The following is a 16,397-nucleotide window of genomic DNA, read 5'->3' as shown; positions in this document are numbered from 1 at the left end:
CGGGCATCTCGTGATCGGGTCGAAGTGCGGTCACCCGTGTGGGCGTCGTGTTACATCAATCGAAGTGCGTAATACATTACGGATTTTTATGGTTTTAAAAAGCCTTCCTGTGAAAGATTTCCGATAAGCCCAATAAAACCGCACTTATGCCGTTTTGATTTAACCGGCTAAACCAGAAAGTTATAACCATATTTGATATTTGCATTTCCGTTGTGGCATTCCCCTCCCTAGGATGCAGCCCATGACAAGGCGCTGACACAAGTGCCCAGCCGCTGACCATCTTGAGGGGACATCCATGCCGTACACGCGCTCGCCCATTACCCGTTTGCTTCCCTTGTTCGTCGGTGCGGTCGCCGCCCTCGGCGCCAGTTTTGCGGCTCAGGCCGACGCCACGCTGGACAAGATCGAGCAGCGCCACCGGGTGGTAGTCGGGGTGTTGCTGTCGGGCGGCCCGTTCGGCTCCATTGACCCGAGTAACCAGAAACCCAAGGGCTTGAACGTCGACATGGCCGAAGACATTGGCCGTCAACTGGGCGTTGAGGTCGAGCTGGTGCCGGTGCTGCCTGCCAACCGCGTGCAGTTTCTGCAGCAGGGCAAGGTCGATTTGCTGATCGCCAACATGGAATGGACCGCCGAGCGCGGCCAGCTACTGGGTTTCGTGCCAACGCCGTTCTACCGCGTTGGCGGCACGGCTGCGGTGCTCAAAGACAGCAAGATCACTCGCTGGGAAGACGTCAAGGGCCAGCCGGTCTGCACCTCTCAAGGCAGCAGCTACGTCAAGCCGTTGACCGAATACGGCGCTGAACTCAAAGCGTTCAAAAGCTCCTCCGAATCCCTGCTGGCACTGCGCGGCAACAATTGCGTCGCCGCCGTGCACGACGCCACGCTGATCAACCCGCTGATCGCCGACAGCCCTGAATGGAAGGACTACCGCGCCATCGCCCCGGAGTTGAACCCGGCCCCGTCAGTGATCTGGACCCGCCCGGGCGAGACCGACACCCAGGCCAAACTCGACACCCTCGTCAAAGGCTGGCACCGCACGGGCTGGCTGATCGAAGGCGAGAAGCGCCACCACATCACCCCGGCCTCGCCAGCACTGGTCGAGCTGCATGACAAGTTCCAGGCCACAGGCGCCTGAGTCGTTTCCCTTTCAAGGCATTGGTTATGAGCACGCGTACTTTCGGCAAAACCCTGACCGCCCTCGGCCTCTCGATCGGCATGGCGATGGCCGCTACCCTGGCCCACGCCGATGCGACGCTGGACAAGATCCAGCAGCGCCACAAAATCAGCATCGGCGTGATCCTCAGCGGCCCGCCGTTCGGCACCATCGACCCGAAAACCGGCGAACACCTGGGCTATAACGTCGAGCTGGCCAAGGGCATCGCTCAGAAGCTGGGCGTGGACCTGGAAACGGTGTCCGTCCTGGCGCCCAACCGCGTGCAGTTCTTGCAACAGGGCAAGGTCGACATCCTGATCGCCAACATGCAGTACACCGACGAGCGCGCCGGGATTCTCGACTACGCGCCGACGCCGTACGAAGAAGTCGGCGGCGCCGCGCTGATCCGCAAAGGCGCGGGCATCGCCACGTGGGAAGACCTCAAGGGCAAGCCGGTCTGCGTGTCCCAAGGCAGCAACTTCATCAAGCCGTTGCAGGAGACCTATGGTGCTGAGATCAAGGCGTTCCGCAGCCAGTCCGAATCGCTGCTGTCCCTGCGCGGCAACGGTTGCGTCGCTGCCGTTCACGTCAGCCCGACCATGCACGCGCTGCTGGATGACCCGGAATGGGCCGATTACACCGCCCCGCTCGCCAACGACTTGATCCCGTCGAAATCGGTGATCTGGGTGCGCAAGGGCGAGCACGACACCCAAGCGAAAATCGACGCGATCATCCGCGACTGGCACCGCAGCGGATGGCTGATCGACGTCGGTCAACGCACCGGTATGGCTCCGTCCCAAGCGCTGCGCGACATGCATGAGCAATTCCGCAATGCCGCGCCACTGGCTGCGCAATAACCGAGGCTTGCCATGAGCAGCGACCTGTTCCAGACCTTGCAACGACTGATCGGCGCCGACTACGTGCAGCCGGGCACCGACTCGACCACGCAACTGACCGACAAACAGGGCACGTACGTCGGCAAGGCACTGGCCGTGGTGCGCCCGGCCAATACCGAAGAAGTGGCGGCGGTGGTGCGGGCCTGTGTCGCCCATACAGCGCCGATTGTGGTGCAGGGCGGCAACACCGGGCTGATGGGCGCTGCAACGCCCGACGCTACGGGGCGTTCGGTGCTGCTGCTTCTGGACCGGCTCAATCGCGTACGTGAAATTGACACCGACAACGACACCCTGACGGTCGAGGCAGGCTGCATTCTGCAAAACGTCCAGGACGTGGCGCGCAAGGCCGGGCGTTTGTTCCCGTTGAGCCTCGGCGCGGAAGGCAGTTGCACCCTTGGCGGCAACCTGGGCACCAACGCGGGCGGCACGGCGGTGCTGCGCTACGGCAACACCCGCGAGCTGACCCTGGGGCTGGAGGTGGTGACCGCCGAGGGCGAAATCTGGAACGGTCTGCGCGGCCTGCGCAAGGACAACACCGGCTATGACCTGCGCGATCTGTACATCGGCAGCGAAGGCACACTCGGCATCATTACTGCTGCGACCCTGAAACTGTTCCCGCTGCCCAAGGCCCAGTCCACGGCGTTTCTGGCGTTCGATTCACTGGCTCAGGCGGTGAGTTTTCTCTCTCACGCCCGTGCCGGTTTTGGCGCAAGCCTGACGGCGTTCGAATTACTGACCGCCGATTGCCTGACGCTGTTGCGCGAGCAGTTCCCCGACGGCCCGCAAGCCTTCGTCGATGCGCCGCAGCCCTGGTTCGCCTTGCTGGAGCTGTCCGATAACCACAGTGAAGCCCATGCGCGGCAAGCGTTTGAAGAGGTGTTGGGCAGCGCCTTCGAAGAAGGGCTGCTGGCCGATGCGCTGATCGCTGAAAGCCTGGCCCAAAGCGAGGCGTTGTGGCTGCTGCGCGAGAACATGAGCGATGCGCAACGTCGGGCCGGTCGCAACATGAAGCACGACATCTCGATCCCGATCTCGCGCATCGTTGAATTCGTCGAGCACACCGACGCCTTGCTGCAACAGCATTTTCCTGGCGTGCGCAACTTCACCTTCGGCCATCTGGGTGACGGCAACCTGCATTACAACGTCGCCCATCCCTTGAACTCCACGGTCGAGGCGCACATGGCGCGTTACGCCGAACTGAGCGAACTGGTGCACGACAGCGCCCACGCCTTCGGCGGCTCGATCAGCGCCGAGCACGGCATTGGCCAACGCAAGCGGGCGATGCTGCCGCGCTACAAAAGCCGCGTCGAACTGGACCTGATGCGCCGCATCAAGCAGGCCCTCGACCCCCTCAATTTGCTCAACCCGGGCAAGGTTCTGATCCCCATCGACAGCGAGAGTAATCCTTCATGAGCGTTCGTCTGTCCCAACGCGTGCAGCGCGTTTCCCTGTCTGCCAACGCCGCCGCCAAATCCCGCGCCACCGAGCTGCGTGATGCCGGTCGCGACATCCTCGACCTGACCACCGGCGAGCCGGATTTCGACACGCCCGAGCACATCAAACAGGCCGCCTACAAAGCCATCGACGGCGGCGCCACCAAGTACACGCCGACCCCCGGCGTGAAGAAACTGCGCGAGGCCATCCAGCGCAAACTTCAGCGGGAGAACCGTCTGGATTACGCACTGCCCTCTATCGTGGTCGGCAACGGCGCTAAACAGATCATCTTCAACGCTTTCGCTTCAACCCTGGATGACGGCGATGAAGTGCTGGTCCCGGTGCCTTACTGGCCATCGTTTCCGGACATCGTGCGGGTCAACGGTGGCGAGCCGGTGTTCATCGAATGCGGCCTTGAACAGGGCTGCAAACTGACCCCGCAACAGCTGGAAAACAGCATCAATGAGCGCACCCGTTGGCTGATCCTCAACGGCCCCGGCAACCCCAGTGGCGCGGTGTACAGCGAGGCGGAACTGCTGGCGCTGGCCGAGGTGCTGCGCCGTCATCCCCAGGTGCTGGTGCTGCTGGATGAGCTGTACGAACACATTCGCTTCGACGGCAATCCGGCGCTGAGTCTGCTCAACGTCGCGCCCGATCTGCAATCCCGTGCCTTGCTGGTGGGCGGGGTTTCGAAGACCTACGCCATGACCGGCTGGCGCATCGGCTTTGGCGCCGGTCCCAAGGAACTGGCCAGCGCCATGACGGTGATTCAATCGCAATCGACTTCCGGCGCCTCATCGGTCGGCCAAGCGGCTGCGCTGGCGGCGTTCGAAGGCGGGCTGGCGTTTCTGCCGGAGCAGGTTCATGCCTATCAGCAGCGTCGTGATCTCTTGGTGGCGTCGCTGAGCGAGGTGGACGGGCTGGAGGTGCTCACGCCGGAAGGCGGCTTTTTCGTCTTCGTGCGCTGCGCCGGTTTGCTGGGGCGCATTCGTCCCGATGGCCAGCGCCTGAAGGATGACGGCGACGTGGTGGATTACCTGCTGGAGCAGGGCGTCGCAGGCGTGGCAGGTAGCGCGTATGGGCTGTCGCCGTGGTTCCGCCTGTCTATCGCCACCGCCACCAGCAGCGTGATCGAAGCCGGGCGGCGGATTGCCGATGCCTGCGCACAGTTGCGTGTCGAGGCCCTTGCATGAGTCATTGGCTGGAGCTCTTTGTGCAGTGGACCGCGAAGTTCGGCCTGAACTACAGCTTTCTGCTGGACGCTTATCAGCGCGGTTCGATGGTCAACGGCGCGCTGACGACCGTGTTGCTTTGCCTGTTCACCATCGTCGGCAGCCTGCTGGCCGGCGTCGGGCTGGCGGCCATGCTGACCAGCGGCAAGCCCTATCTCGCCAAGCCTGCGCGGGTGTTCATCGAAGTCACCCGCAACACGCCGACACTGGTGCAGCTGTACTGCGCGTTCCTGGTGTTGAACATGCTCTTGACCCAGGCCGTGGGTGCGGCGAACCCGCTGACGCCGTTCGCCTGGGTGGTGATCGTGATCTCGCTGCACAAGGGCGCGTTTCATGCTGAGGCCCTGCGCGCCGGGATCGAAGCGGTGCCTGCCGTGACGCTGGAAGCGGCGAGTTCCCTGGCCTTCAGCAGCCGTCAACTGCTGTGGAATGTACAACTGCCGCTGGCCCTACGCTTCGCTTTGCCGTCGCTGATCAACAACCTGATCGACCTGGTGAAGATGACCGCCGTGGCCTCGGCCATCGCCGTGGGCGACATCACGTACGCCTCGATCATGATCTGGACTCAGAGCGACAACGTGCTGGAACTGATGATCCTGCTGCTGACGTTTTTCGGCCTGCTCAGCTTCATCGTCAACTGTGTGGGCCGCGCCCTCGAAGCCAAATTGAGGATGCCCGGTTATGGCCATTGAATCGTCCGCGACCCTGCCGCTGTCCTGGCCCCGGCGTCATCCGGGCACGCTTGTTATCGTTGCTGCACTGTTGGCGTTTCTGGTCTTTGGTGCGCCGAAAAGCCCGGTGTTCGCGGCGCTTTACGAGTGGTCGCCCGCACTGGCCGTGGGCTTCGGGCAGAACATTCTGATCAGCCTGTTGGCCATTGCCATCGGCTCGGTATTGGGCCTGTTGATCGGCGCGCTGGGCGTGTCGCCGCTGTGGATCACGCGGCTCCCTGCGCGAATCTGGGTGCAGGTGTTTCGCAACGCGCCGTGGCTGGTGCTGATCTATTTCACCACCTACGTCTTTCCGTTCGAGCTGCACATTGGCAGATCGTGGATCGCCTTTCCCGACTGGGTGAAAGTCACCATCGGCCTGGCGCTGCCCGCCAGCGCCAACGTTGCGGAAATCTTTCGCGGGGCCATCGGCTCGATCCCCAGCACCCAGTGGGAAGCCTCGCGTTCGCTGGCGTTCACCCGCGGGCAAATCTTCCGTTCGATCATCCTGCCGCAGTGCTTCAAGCGCATGCTGCCGCCGTGGATGAACCTCTACGCGGTGATCACCATGGGCACCGCGCTGGCCTCGCTGGTGGGGGTGCATGACCTGATCGACACCGCGCAGATCGCCAGCAATACGGTCAACCGCACGGGCTTCACGGTGCTGATCTACTTCAGTGTGCTGGCGCTGTTCTTCGCCTATTGCTACCCGATTTCCCGACTCACTCAATTCCTGGAGCGACGTTATGCCTTCTCCTGAAACGCGCGCCGAGCAACCCCTGATCAGCTTGCGCGACATTCATCTGTCGTTCGGCAGCAACCGCGTGCTCAAGGGCATCGACCTCGACGTGCAGCGCGGCCAGGCGGTGTCGATCATCGGCCCGTCGGGCTCGGGCAAGTCGACGATCCTGCGTTGTATCACCGGCCTGTTGCAGCCCCAGCGCGGCACGATTCGCGTGGGCGACACCGAGGTGCACACGCTGGCCAACGAGGCGCAGCGCATCCAATTGCGCAAGCGCGTGGGGTTCGTGTTTCAGCAGTACAACCTGTTCCCGCACTTGTCGGTGCTGGAAAACCTCGTGATCGCGCCGCGCAAGGTGCTGGGGCGCAACTCGGTGGACGCCGAGAAAGAAGCCCGCGCCTTGCTCGCCAAGGTGCGGATGGAACACAAGGCCGATGCGTATCCGGGGCAGTTGTCCGGCGGCCAGCAGCAGCGGGTGGCGATCGCCCGCGCACTGGCGATGCGGCCCGAGCTGATCCTCTTTGATGAAGTGACCTCGGCGCTGGACCCGGAAACCGTGGGCGAAGTGTTGACGGTGATTCGCGAGCTGACCGAAGAGGGCATGACCTGCGTGCTGGTGACCCACGAGATGCGCTTCGCCGAGGACATCAGCGACGTGGTGTATTTCACCGAAAATGGCCTGATCGTCGAGCACGGCAGCGCCGAACAGATTTTCCAGCGCCCCACCAGCGAGCGCACTCAGACCTTTTTGCGCCACGCCCTGGGCGATGCCGGACGTCGTCCGGTGGCCAGCGGCGACCCGTTTCTATTGAGCAATATCAGCCGGTACAGCCTGTCGGTGTGACGGGCCGCGACTGGCGATCAATGACTAATAAAAGGAGCACCTGATGAGCATCGAAACCCGCAGCCCCGTGATCGAAGATTTCCTTCAGAAAATCCGCGTCATTCACCAACGCGGTGTGGACCGCGCAGCGCTGAAAGAAATCGTCAGCCTGCTGGAAGGCCTGGCCGAACGTCACGACCTGTTCAACTTCGACACCTTCCCGGCGCCGGTTCCGGGGGAGGGCGACACTGCGTTTCGTTATCGCCTGAACGACGACGGCGAGACCCCGACGCTCTATATGAACTCGCTGCTGCCGGGCAAAAGCACGTTGCCGCACAACCACGAAACCTGGGCGGTGATCGTGGCGGTGCAGGGTCAGGAGATCAACTACGTCTGGGCCCGCACCGACGATGGCAGTGACCCGACGTTCGCCAGGCTGGAGCTGGAAAAGGAAGTCGTGGTGCAACCGGGCACGTCGATCAGCTTCCTCGGCGAGGACCTGCACGGCATCAAAGTCGACGGCGAAACCCCGACCCTGCATTTCCACCTGTACGGCCGTCCGCTGGAGTCGCTGAACGGGCGTTACGGCGTCAACACCGAAGGCAAGGTTCTCAACTACAACGCTTCGCAAATGGCGCCGTCCATCAAGGCCTTCGCATGATCGACCTCTACTACTGGCCCACCGGCAACGGCCTGAAAGTCGGCATTCTCCTCGAAGAGCTCGGGCAAGAATATCGACTGTTGCCCATTAACATTCGCACCGGCGAGCAGAAGCAGGATTTCTTCCAGAAGATCAGCGCCAACGGGCGGATTCCGGCGATTGTCGATCATGCGGCGTTAGCGAACAGCCCACGTGATGCTGAGCCGCTGAGCCTCTTCGAATCCGGGGCTATTCTCAATTATCTGGCGAACAAGGCCGGGCGTTTTCTGCCGCCAGAAGGCACCGCCGAACGCCAGCGCGTGCAGGAGTGGCTGTTCTGGCAGGTGGGGCATGTCACGCCGTACCTGAGCCAGTGGCAGGTGTTCAGGGAGAAGGCCCCAGAACCGATTCCGTTCGCCCTCGACCTGCTTGGCGCTGAAGCCGCGCGGCTGTATGGCGTGCTGGAAAAACGCCTGGGTGAAGTGCCGTATGTGGCGGGCGATTATTCGATTGCCGACATCGCGATCTTCCCGTGGATTCAGCCGCTGCGTCAGGGCCAGGACCTGGCGGATTACCCGAACATCCACGCCTGGCGCGAACGCATCAAGGCCCGACCAGCCGTACAACGTGCGTACGAGAAGGGCCGGGAAGTGGCGGCGGGCGAGAAGTCGTTGGTGTTGCAGTAGTACCAACCCCCGTCTCTGTAGGAGCGCGCTGCCCGCGATAGCGTGGTGTCATGCAACACGTTCGGCACAGATACCCTCCTTCGCGGGCAAGCGCGCTCCTACACAAAAACGGTCGATAGTATTCGTTGATTCACGAGAACCCCCATGAGCCAAAAAGTCACCCCGCACCACCTGCAAACCTGGCTGTTCGACGGTCAGGAAATCGCCCTGTTCGATGTGCGAGAGCACGGCCAGTACGGCGAGGCGCATCTGTTTCACGGGGTGAACGTGCCCTACAGCCGCCTCGAACTCGATGCCCGCCGTCTGGCGCCCAACCCCAACGTGCGTCTGGTGATCTACGACCAGACCGGCAATGACATTTCGCGCAAGGCCGCGCAGCGTCTGGAGACGTTGGGCTACAGTCGCGTGCACGTGCTTGAGGGCGGCGCCGACGGTTGGCAGGCGGCGGGTTTGCAATTGTTCGCCGGGGTGCATGTGCCGTCCAAGGCGTTTGGTGAGTTGGTGGAAGAGGCCAGTCACACGCCGCACATCAGTGCCAACGAGCTGGCGGAGTGGCAGGCCAAAGGTGAGCCGCTGGTGGTCCTCGATGGCCGCCCGTTCGACGAATACCGCAAGATGACCATTCCCGGTTCCATCTGCTGCCCGAACGGCGAACTGGGCTATCGCCTGAAGGAACTGGTGGCAGATGACACCACCCCCATCGTCGTCAATTGCGCCGGTCGCACCCGCAGCATCATCGGCGCACAGACCCTCATCGACCTCGGCGTGAAGAACCCGGTCTACGCGCTGGAAAACGGCACGCAGGGTTGGTACCTCGCCGATCTGCCGCTCGAACACGGCAGCGCGCGGCGCTATCCGGACGTATCGCCCACCGCGTCGTTGGCCCCGCAGCGCGACGCCGCGCAACAGCTGGCAAAACGTGCCGGTGTGCAGACGGTCAAGGCGGAGCAGGTCATCGCGTGGTCGCAGGACCCGTCACGCAGCCTGTTTCTGGGCGACGTGCGTACGCCGGAAGAGTTTGCCCTCGGCAGTTTGCCGGGTGCGCAACACACGCCCGGCGGGCAGTTGATTCAGTCCACCGATCTTTACGTCGGGGTGCGCGGGGCGCGTCTTGTGCTGCTCGACAACGACGGCGTCCGTGCGCCCATCGTTGCCAGTTGGCTGCGTCAGTTGGGGCATGAGGCCTATGTGCTGGAAGGCGGTTTGCAGAGTGGCCTGGCGTTGCCGGTCAGGGCTGAGTCGGGTGCGCCGGCGTTGCCTGACATCAGCGCGGCGGCTTTGCAGGATGCGCTGCGCGACGACACCGTTGCGCTGATCGATCTGCGCAGCAGCATGGCCTATCGCAAGGCACACATTGCCGGGTCGGTGTGGTCGATTCGCACGCGCCTGGCGGATGATCTTGCTGCTCAGACCCAGCCGATCGTGCTCGTCGCAGACGATGCAAACCTCGCCGCCATCGCCGCCCTTGAGCTGCCGGAATCGCAACGTCAGCACGTCCGCTGGCTGGATTTCAAAACCTGGCAGGCAGCGGGTTTTGCGCTGGCCGAAGATGCCAGCTATCCACCCGACGAGCAGTGCATCGATTTTCTGTTCTTCACCCATGATCGCCACTCGGGCAACAAAGACGCCGCACGCCAATACCTGGCGTGGGAAATCGGCTTGCTGGGGCAGATGACAACGCAGGAAATTGCCAGCCTCAAGCCCTTGGCATCCAGCGCGAACGAGAACCGGGTACGCACGCGCCTGATCCACGCCGCCCGAGGGGAAAAGGGCAGCGGCGTGCGCTGGGTCAACCCGTCCGTGTCGCGCATGAGCACCGTATTGTTCGACAGCCTTGACGACATGCGAGACGCCCGAAAACGCCGCGACACCGAACGCGTGCTGAGCTACGGCGCGCGGGGCAATCCGACGGCGTTCGAGCTGGAAGACCTGGTCACGGAACTGGAAGGCGGCTATCGCACGCGCCTGTTCAGCACCGGACTGGCAGCCGTCGCGCAGACCTTTCTGGCGTACCTGCGCCCCGGCGACCACGTGCTGATCACCGACGCGGTGTACTCGCCGGTGCGGCAAGTGGCCGAGGAGTTCCTCAAACCGTTCGGCATTCAATACAGCTACTTCAATGCCGACGGCAGCGGGCTGGAAGACAAACTGCAAACCAACACCAAAATGGTTTATGCCGAGGTGCCCGGTTCACTGTTGTACGAACTGGCCGACCTGCCGGCCATCGCCACGCTGTGCAAGGCGCGGGGAATTTTGCTGGCGGTGGATAACACTTACGGCTCGGGCTACCAGTACCGACCGCTGACACTGGGCGCGGATATTTCCATCATGGCCCTGACCAAATACCTGTCAGGGCACAGCGACGTTGTGATGGGCAGCGTCTGCACCACCCAAGCCGTCTGGCAACCGCTGGCCGTCATGACCGACACCTTCGGCAGCGTCGTCAGCCCCGACGACGCTTACCTCGTGCTGCGCGGCGCCCGCACGCTCGCCACGCGCCTGGACGCCCATCAGCGCCAGGCCCTGGAGGTCGCGCGCTGGCTTCAGCAGCACCCGCAGGTCAAACGCGTCTTCCACCCGGCGCTGCCCGATCACCCGAACCACGCCCTGTGGAAACGCGACTTCACCGGCAGCAACGGCCTGCTCACCTTCGAACTGGCTGACAACGATCCCACCTTGCAGGCGCTGTTCATCGAAGCCCTCAACCTGTTCGGCCTTGGCGCGTCGTGGGGCGGTTTTGAAAGCCTGATCATCCCCGCCAACGTCCACGACCGGGAAAACCCCATCGACAAGACCCTCAACCCGCTGCTGAGATTGCACATCGGGCTGGAGGACGTCAGCGCGTTGATCGAAGACCTGGAACGAGGGTTTGCGGCGATTCGGTGATTTTCACAATACAGCGCAGCTCATCCTGTGGGAGCGAATTCATTCGCGAAAAATGGACCAGCCGATAGAGATGCGTCGGTAGACCTGGCCCTTCGCGAATAAATTCGCTACCACGGGGACCGTGTCACATCAGGGGCGCGGGTGCTCAATAAATATGTACCGCACATGCTTTTCTTTATGCCGTCACCATTCGTCCTTGAGTTTTCAATGAACACTGGCAATGAGACGACATGGAAAGGCCACGGCGTTAAGGGATCAGATTTTCCGGTCCCGAGCCCGTGCACTCATCAACGAAAAAATGGGCAGTGTCTTCGAGGCGGGTGCGCTCGGCATCGACGGCCGACGGGTGAGATTCGAGCCTATTGATCGAGCCGCCATCACAGCCTGCGAATACTGGGAAGGCAGCACCTACCCTTGGGAACATGTTTCAGGTTGGAAGAAATCGGATGCAAAGGGTTTTGACCTCGCCATTTGGTACAACCAGACGTTGTGCGGGTTGTGCTATGCAACCCCACGTCAAAGCCGGCTTACGATCAAAATCATTCTTCTCGAAGGAAAACCGGGGAGCGAGCATCCGCTCAAAGGGCTTATTGCACCTCTCGCTTTAATGGGAGTCGACCTTTACGCACAAATGTTGGGTTGTCGCGAGATCGAGATACAGCAGCCAGCGGCTGATGCCGTTGCGTATTACCAGGCGCTGGGATTCCAGTTTGATGAGGCCCGCCGCCTTGTCATTTCGGTAGGTGGCTCCTAACATGGCCGTCATTGAGCAGACGCAGGAGGTGTCTATGAACGCCAAAAAACGCAAAGCAAAAATGCAGCTAATGATTGAGCTGAAAGGAGAGGCACGGATGCTTGCCGATGTTTTTTCGGAGAATCAAAAGCGTTTTTTACGAGTAGGTCTTGCCCTTGGTAAAGACCTTGAGCCAGCAGGCCCACTGGCTGGGCCCAGAGGTTGAATACTCAAATAAAAACCGCCGATTTCGGCGGTTTTTATTTGCAGCTATCTTTGTTCGCTTAAACCCCCGCCTTACCAACCGACGCCCCGCCATCCACGAACAACGTCTGCCCAGTGATGAACCCGCTCTGCTCCGACAGCAGGAAGGCGATCGCCGAAGCGATTTCTTCCGGTTGGCCGAAGCGGCCCATGGGCACGCCGGAGAGGTAGCGTTTTTCGCCTTCGCTGCCCGGTGGGTTGTTCTGGCGGAACAGTTCGGTTTCGGTCGGGCCGGGGGCGATAGCGTTGACGGTGATGCCCGTTTGGGCCAGTTCCAGTGCCCAAGAGCGGGTGAAGCTGATCAGCGCGGCCTTGGCGGCAGCGTAGGCCGTGCGTTGGGTGATGCCGAGCACCGTCAGGCTAGAGATGTTGACGATGCGGCCCCAACCCTGTTCGCGCATGTTCGGCAGCAGGGCCTGGGTGGCGAGGAGGGCGGAGTGAAGGTTGACGCTCATCACCGCGTCGAAGTCTTCCAGTTCGATTTCACCCAAAGGCTGTGGGCGCACCAGCCCTACGTTGTTGACCAGCCCGTCGAAGCGGTAATGCTGCGCGAGTTCGGTCAGGCCGCAGCGGGTCTGCGCCTTGTCGCTGAGGTCCAGTTCGATCAGCACGCCGGGGAAAGTCGGGTCATCGGCGTTGCGGGCGATGCCGACCACCTGATGCCCTGCGGCCGCCAGGGATTCGGACAGGGCGCGGCCAATGCCTTTGCTGGCGCCGGTGATGAGGAAGGTGCGGGAGGTCATGGAATCACTCCTTGGGAGTTGGAAAATAAGTCATGAATGGGGTGGGGGTCTCTGTGGGAGCGAATTCATTCGCGAATGATCTTCCAGTCGACAGAGCGGCGTCGGCTGTACCTTTTTCACGAATGAATTCGCTCCCACAGGCCTTGCGTTCGTCGTGCATTCAACGGTTCAGGCAGCGCGTGATCCCGTCGAGTTTTTCAAAAACATTAGCAGTGCCACCAGCGGAAACGCACTGCCCGCGATCACGATCCAGCCCCAGCCGCCGTGGTCGTAGAGCGCACTGGCGATCACCGACCCTGTGGCGCCGCCGAGGAAAATACTGGTCATGTACAGCGCATTCAGGCGGCTGCGGCTCTTCGCATCGAGGGCATAAACGGCGCGTTGGCCGACGACCATGTTCATCTGCACGCAGAAATCCAGCACCACGCCGGTCACGGCCATGCCGATGACGGCGTACGCGGGTTGCACCAGGCTGGGCAGAAAACTCAAGGCGGCGAACAGCATCGCGAACAGACTCGCCTGACGGCTATGCCCGGCGTCCGCCAGCCGACCGGCAAAGGGCGCGGCAATGGCGCCAATCGCCCCGACCAGCGCAAACAGCGCAATCTGGCTTTGCGAGAGGCCGTGGTTGTTGGCCAGCTCCAGCGGTACGGCGGTCCAGAACAGGCTGAACGTCGCAAACATACAGGCCTGATAAAACGCCCGCTGGCGCAGTACCGGCTGCCTGGCCAACAGCGTCCACAGGGATTTCAGCAACTGTCCATAACTGGCGTTATGAGTCGGCTGATGCTTGGGAATGGTCGTGGCCAGCACCACGCTGATCAGCAACATCATCACGGCGGCGCTGCCAAACACCGCGCGCCAGCCGAAATGGTCGGCAATCAGGCTGGACGCCGGACGGGCCAGCAGAATGCCCAACAGCAGGCCACCCATGATGCTGCCGACGACCCGTCCTCGCGTTTCTTCGGGGGCGAGATGCGCGGCCAGCGGAATCAGAATCTGCACCGCCACCGAGCTGAAGCCCACCAGCAACGAGGCGAGCAGGAACAGATTGGGCGTCTCGGCGAACGCAGCGCTCAACAGGCTCAGAATCGCCACCGCCGTCGTCGCCATCATCAACTTGCGGTTTTCCAGCAAATCGCCCAGCGGCACCAGGAAAAACAGCCCCACGGCATAGCCGATCTGCGTCAGCGACACAATCAGGCTGGCCAGCGTGTTCGACAGCCCGATGTCCGGGGCAATCAGGCCAATGATCGGTTGAGCGTAATAAATGTTCGCAACGATGGCGCCGCAGCAAAACGCAAACAGCATCGCCAGCCCCTTGGTCATGGTTGCACCGTGGGCAGCGGTCTGGGACGTGGAAGTCATGGCGGGTTCTCAAAAAGACGTTGCACCGCTGCCAGAAACGCTCTGGCACGGGCATGGATGAAGAATGGTGAGCAGGCTAACGCTTTTTCATTGCGTTAAGAAGGCCTGTTGGATTGATATGACCTATGCCTCACAGGAATGGTACGACGCATGAGAAAGTCGAGGAGGTTGACGTTTTGGCAACTCACCTTTAGGGTTGCTAAAACTTCAACAAGGATGCTGATGCGAATTTTCAAAAAGATAGCTTTCGATGCTGCTGCGAGGCTTTATCCGAATGATGCGACGAACATTGACGCCACCTATCGATTACTCAACAAATCAAATGCTCGGAATCCATTCGAACTGAAGCAGTTGTTCAATACGCTGGACAGATTCACACATCGAGATGGCTGGTATGTGATTGATGTGGGCGGGAACAAGCTTAGGCTGATTGCCGCTATTGATTTTTTCAAGCAGCTGGTCTTCGTTAAACACATCTATACCCATGCCGAATACAGCAAGGCGAACAAGTGGTATCACACGAACAAAACGGGGATCAGACCATGAATGCAGGATTGGCGGAGCGAATTGTCGACAACGCAGCCATTCGCGAACTCGCGCGCCGGATGGATGATCTTCGGTCGGACATGGATCGACAGGGCGCGCATTTCATCCATCACATCGACAGTGATGAGGATTATCAACAAGCGCTGGCGGCCATTGATGAACTTACCGACGGGCAAGTGCTGGATCAGGTGGAGCAAACGTTATTGGAGACCTTGTGCGACACCGTCGAACGTTATGAAGGCAGCGCGTCACGGTTCGAGGCCTTTGGCGAGCGTGTCGCAGCGCTGACAGGTGTTGATCTTATCAAGGCGCTGATGGTCCAGAACGGCCTGACAGGGGCAGACTTACCGGAAGTAGGGGACAAGACGGTGGTCTCGCGCGTTCTCAGTGGGCAGCGTCATTTGACCATCGCAATGATCAACCGATTGAGTACACGCTTCCATATTGAGCCGGGCGCGTTCATCACGCGCCCCGCCCGTGGAACCTGAAATAGAACACGCACCTTAAACCCGCTTCGGCGGGTTTTTTCTTGGTTGCAATGTAACCCGTCATCCTCCCGAAACTTTTCCCCTTGCGCCCCGGTCATTCCCTTACACACCCCTTGGGAATTAACGCGATGGCTCGGGCAATCTGGAAGGGCGCGATCAGCTTCGGGCTGGTGCACATCCCTGTGGCGCTGGTGTCGGCGACGTCGCAGCAGGGCGTGGATTTCGACTGGCTGGACAAGCGCAGCATGGACCCGGTCGGTTATAAGCGGATCAACAAGGTCACCGGCAAGGAGATGACCAAGGAAAATATCGTCAAGGGCGTGCAGTACGAGAAGGGCCGCTACGTGGTGATCAGCGAGGACGAGATTCGCGCCGCGCACCCCAAGTCGACGCAGACCATCGACATCTTCGGTTTTGTCGACAGCGCGCAGATTCCGCTGCAAAACATCGACACGCCGTACTTCCTTGCACCCGACAAGCGCGGCGAGAAGGTCTACGCTCTGTTACGGCAGACGCTGGTGGACACCGGCAAGGTCGCGCTGGCCCATGTGGTGATCCGTACCAGTCAGCACTTGGCGGCGGTGATGCCGCTGGAGTCGGCGATCATTCTGGTGTTGCTGCGCTGGCCCGCTGAAGTGCGCGGGCTGGACAGTCTGGACCTGCCTAAGGAAGCCACCGACGTGAAGCTCAGCAAGAGCGAGCTGGACATGGCCAAGCGGCTGGTCAAAGACATGAGTACCGACTGGACCCCGGACGCTGAAGAATACCGTGACACGTTCCAGGACCAGATCATGACGCTGGTCGAGACCAAGGCCCGGGAAGGCAAGATTGAGGACGTGGAAACCGACGCCGGGGAGACCGAGCGCAAATCCGCTGATGTCATCGATTTGACTGAATTGCTCAAACGCAGTCTGGGCAGTCGCGGCGGTTCCGCCAAGGCGCCAGTGAAAACCAAACCTGCCAGCAAGAGCAAAACCGCAGCCGCTGATGAAGTAGCCCCGGCCAAACGGCGAGCCCCTGCAAGGAAAAAGACGACCAAGGCGTCCTGAG

General features: G+C 61.3%; 17 protein-coding genes. 15 read left to right on the top strand and 2 right to left on the bottom strand.

Annotation, left to right across the window (positions count from 1 at the left end; genetic code table 11):
- Positions 1–295: 295 nt before the first annotated feature.
- From ACIQAL_RS08265 to ACIQAL_RS08210, 12 genes are all read left to right on the top strand, one after another.
- On the top strand, positions 296–1,138 hold the full coding sequence (locus tag ACIQAL_RS08265) for a transporter substrate-binding domain-containing protein (protein WP_401144327.1): 843 nt from the start codon (positions 296–298) through the stop codon (positions 1,136–1,138).
- Positions 1,139–1,218: 80 nt separating this feature from the next.
- Entirely contained in the window at positions 1,219–2,013 is a 795-nt protein-coding gene (locus tag ACIQAL_RS08260) for a transporter substrate-binding domain-containing protein (protein WP_401144553.1), read from the top strand.
- A 12-nt stretch (positions 2,014–2,025) separates the two neighbouring features.
- Complete coding sequence (locus tag ACIQAL_RS08255; RefSeq protein WP_401144325.1) at positions 2,026–3,465, top strand: FAD-binding oxidoreductase; 1,440 nt, start codon at positions 2,026–2,028, stop codon at positions 3,463–3,465.
- Positions 3,462–4,679, top strand: a complete 1,218-nt coding sequence (locus ACIQAL_RS08250) for an aminotransferase class I/II-fold pyridoxal phosphate-dependent enzyme (protein ID WP_401144323.1) — start codon at positions 3,462–3,464, stop codon at positions 4,677–4,679. The genes ACIQAL_RS08255 and ACIQAL_RS08250 overlap by 4 nt, the downstream gene beginning before the upstream one ends.
- Positions 4,676–5,410 carry an amino acid ABC transporter permease gene (locus ACIQAL_RS08245; RefSeq protein WP_401144321.1) on the top strand — a complete coding sequence of 245 codons (735 nt, stop codon included), beginning with the start codon at positions 4,676–4,678 and terminating at the stop codon, positions 5,408–5,410. Before ACIQAL_RS08250 ends, ACIQAL_RS08245 begins: the two co-directional genes overlap by 4 nt.
- Positions 5,400–6,188 carry an amino acid ABC transporter permease gene (locus tag ACIQAL_RS08240; protein WP_401144319.1) on the top strand — a complete coding sequence of 263 codons (789 nt, stop codon included), beginning with the start codon at positions 5,400–5,402 and terminating at the stop codon, positions 6,186–6,188. Before ACIQAL_RS08245 ends, ACIQAL_RS08240 begins: the two co-directional genes overlap by 11 nt.
- Complete coding sequence (locus tag ACIQAL_RS08235) at positions 6,175–7,014, top strand: amino acid ABC transporter ATP-binding protein (RefSeq protein WP_166594893.1); 840 nt, start codon at positions 6,175–6,177, stop codon at positions 7,012–7,014. The genes ACIQAL_RS08240 and ACIQAL_RS08235 overlap by 14 nt, the downstream gene beginning before the upstream one ends.
- Before the next feature lie 43 nt (positions 7,015–7,057).
- A complete protein-coding gene (locus ACIQAL_RS08230; protein WP_166594894.1) occupies positions 7,058–7,654 on the top strand; it encodes a cysteine dioxygenase in 597 nt (198 codons plus the stop codon).
- On the top strand, positions 7,651–8,319 hold the full coding sequence (locus ACIQAL_RS08225) for a glutathione S-transferase family protein (RefSeq protein ID WP_401144317.1): 669 nt from the start codon (positions 7,651–7,653) through the stop codon (positions 8,317–8,319). The genes ACIQAL_RS08230 and ACIQAL_RS08225 overlap by 4 nt, the downstream gene beginning before the upstream one ends.
- A gap of 144 nt (positions 8,320–8,463) precedes the next feature.
- Positions 8,464–11,205, top strand: a complete 2,742-nt coding sequence (gene metC, locus ACIQAL_RS08220) for a cystathionine beta-lyase (protein ID WP_401144315.1) — start codon at positions 8,464–8,466, stop codon at positions 11,203–11,205.
- A gap of 220 nt (positions 11,206–11,425) precedes the next feature.
- On the top strand, positions 11,426–11,959 hold the full coding sequence (locus tag ACIQAL_RS08215; protein ID WP_401144313.1) for an N-acetyltransferase: 534 nt from the start codon (positions 11,426–11,428) through the stop codon (positions 11,957–11,959).
- Between the two features lie 34 nt (positions 11,960–11,993).
- Positions 11,994–12,164 (top strand): hypothetical protein, encoded by a 171-nt coding sequence (locus tag ACIQAL_RS08210; protein ID WP_401144311.1) that lies wholly within the window; start codon positions 11,994–11,996, stop codon positions 12,162–12,164.
- 58 nt (positions 12,165–12,222) lie between these two features.
- Here ACIQAL_RS08210 and ACIQAL_RS08205 read toward each other — a convergent pair whose 3' ends face one another.
- Both ACIQAL_RS08205 and ACIQAL_RS08200 read right to left on the bottom strand, forming a co-directional pair.
- The gene (locus ACIQAL_RS08205) at positions 12,223–12,945 is read right to left on the bottom strand and encodes an SDR family oxidoreductase (RefSeq protein WP_166594898.1); all 723 of its coding nucleotides are present in this window, start codon (positions 12,943–12,945) and stop codon (positions 12,223–12,225) included.
- 168 nt (positions 12,946–13,113) lie between these two features.
- Positions 13,114–14,313, bottom strand: a complete 1,200-nt coding sequence (locus ACIQAL_RS08200) for an MFS transporter (protein ID WP_401144309.1) — start codon at positions 14,311–14,313, stop codon at positions 13,114–13,116.
- A gap of 222 nt (positions 14,314–14,535) precedes the next feature.
- Here ACIQAL_RS08200 and ACIQAL_RS08195 point away from each other — a divergent pair, with 222 nt between their 5' ends.
- The 3 genes from ACIQAL_RS08195 (at position 14,536) to ACIQAL_RS08185 (ending at position 16,396) form a co-directional block, all read left to right on the top strand.
- Positions 14,536–14,859, top strand: coding sequence for a type II toxin-antitoxin system HigB family toxin (locus tag ACIQAL_RS08195; RefSeq protein ID WP_401144307.1), 324 nt, complete (start codon positions 14,536–14,538; stop codon positions 14,857–14,859).
- On the top strand, positions 14,856–15,347 hold the full coding sequence (locus ACIQAL_RS08190) for a type II toxin-antitoxin system HigA family antitoxin (protein WP_401144305.1): 492 nt from the start codon (positions 14,856–14,858) through the stop codon (positions 15,345–15,347). The genes ACIQAL_RS08195 and ACIQAL_RS08190 overlap by 4 nt, the downstream gene beginning before the upstream one ends.
- 128 nt (positions 15,348–15,475) lie before the next feature.
- Entirely contained in the window at positions 15,476–16,396 is a 921-nt protein-coding gene (locus ACIQAL_RS08185) for a Ku protein (protein WP_401144303.1), read from the top strand.
- The last annotated feature ends 1 nt before the right edge of the window (position 16,397 follow it).

The organism is Pseudomonas sp. NPDC088368 (genome assembly GCF_044753445.1).
Classification (GTDB): domain Bacteria; phylum Pseudomonadota; class Gammaproteobacteria; order Pseudomonadales; family Pseudomonadaceae; genus Aquipseudomonas; species Aquipseudomonas bambusae.
This window is presented reverse-complemented; position numbering and strand designations above follow the sequence as displayed.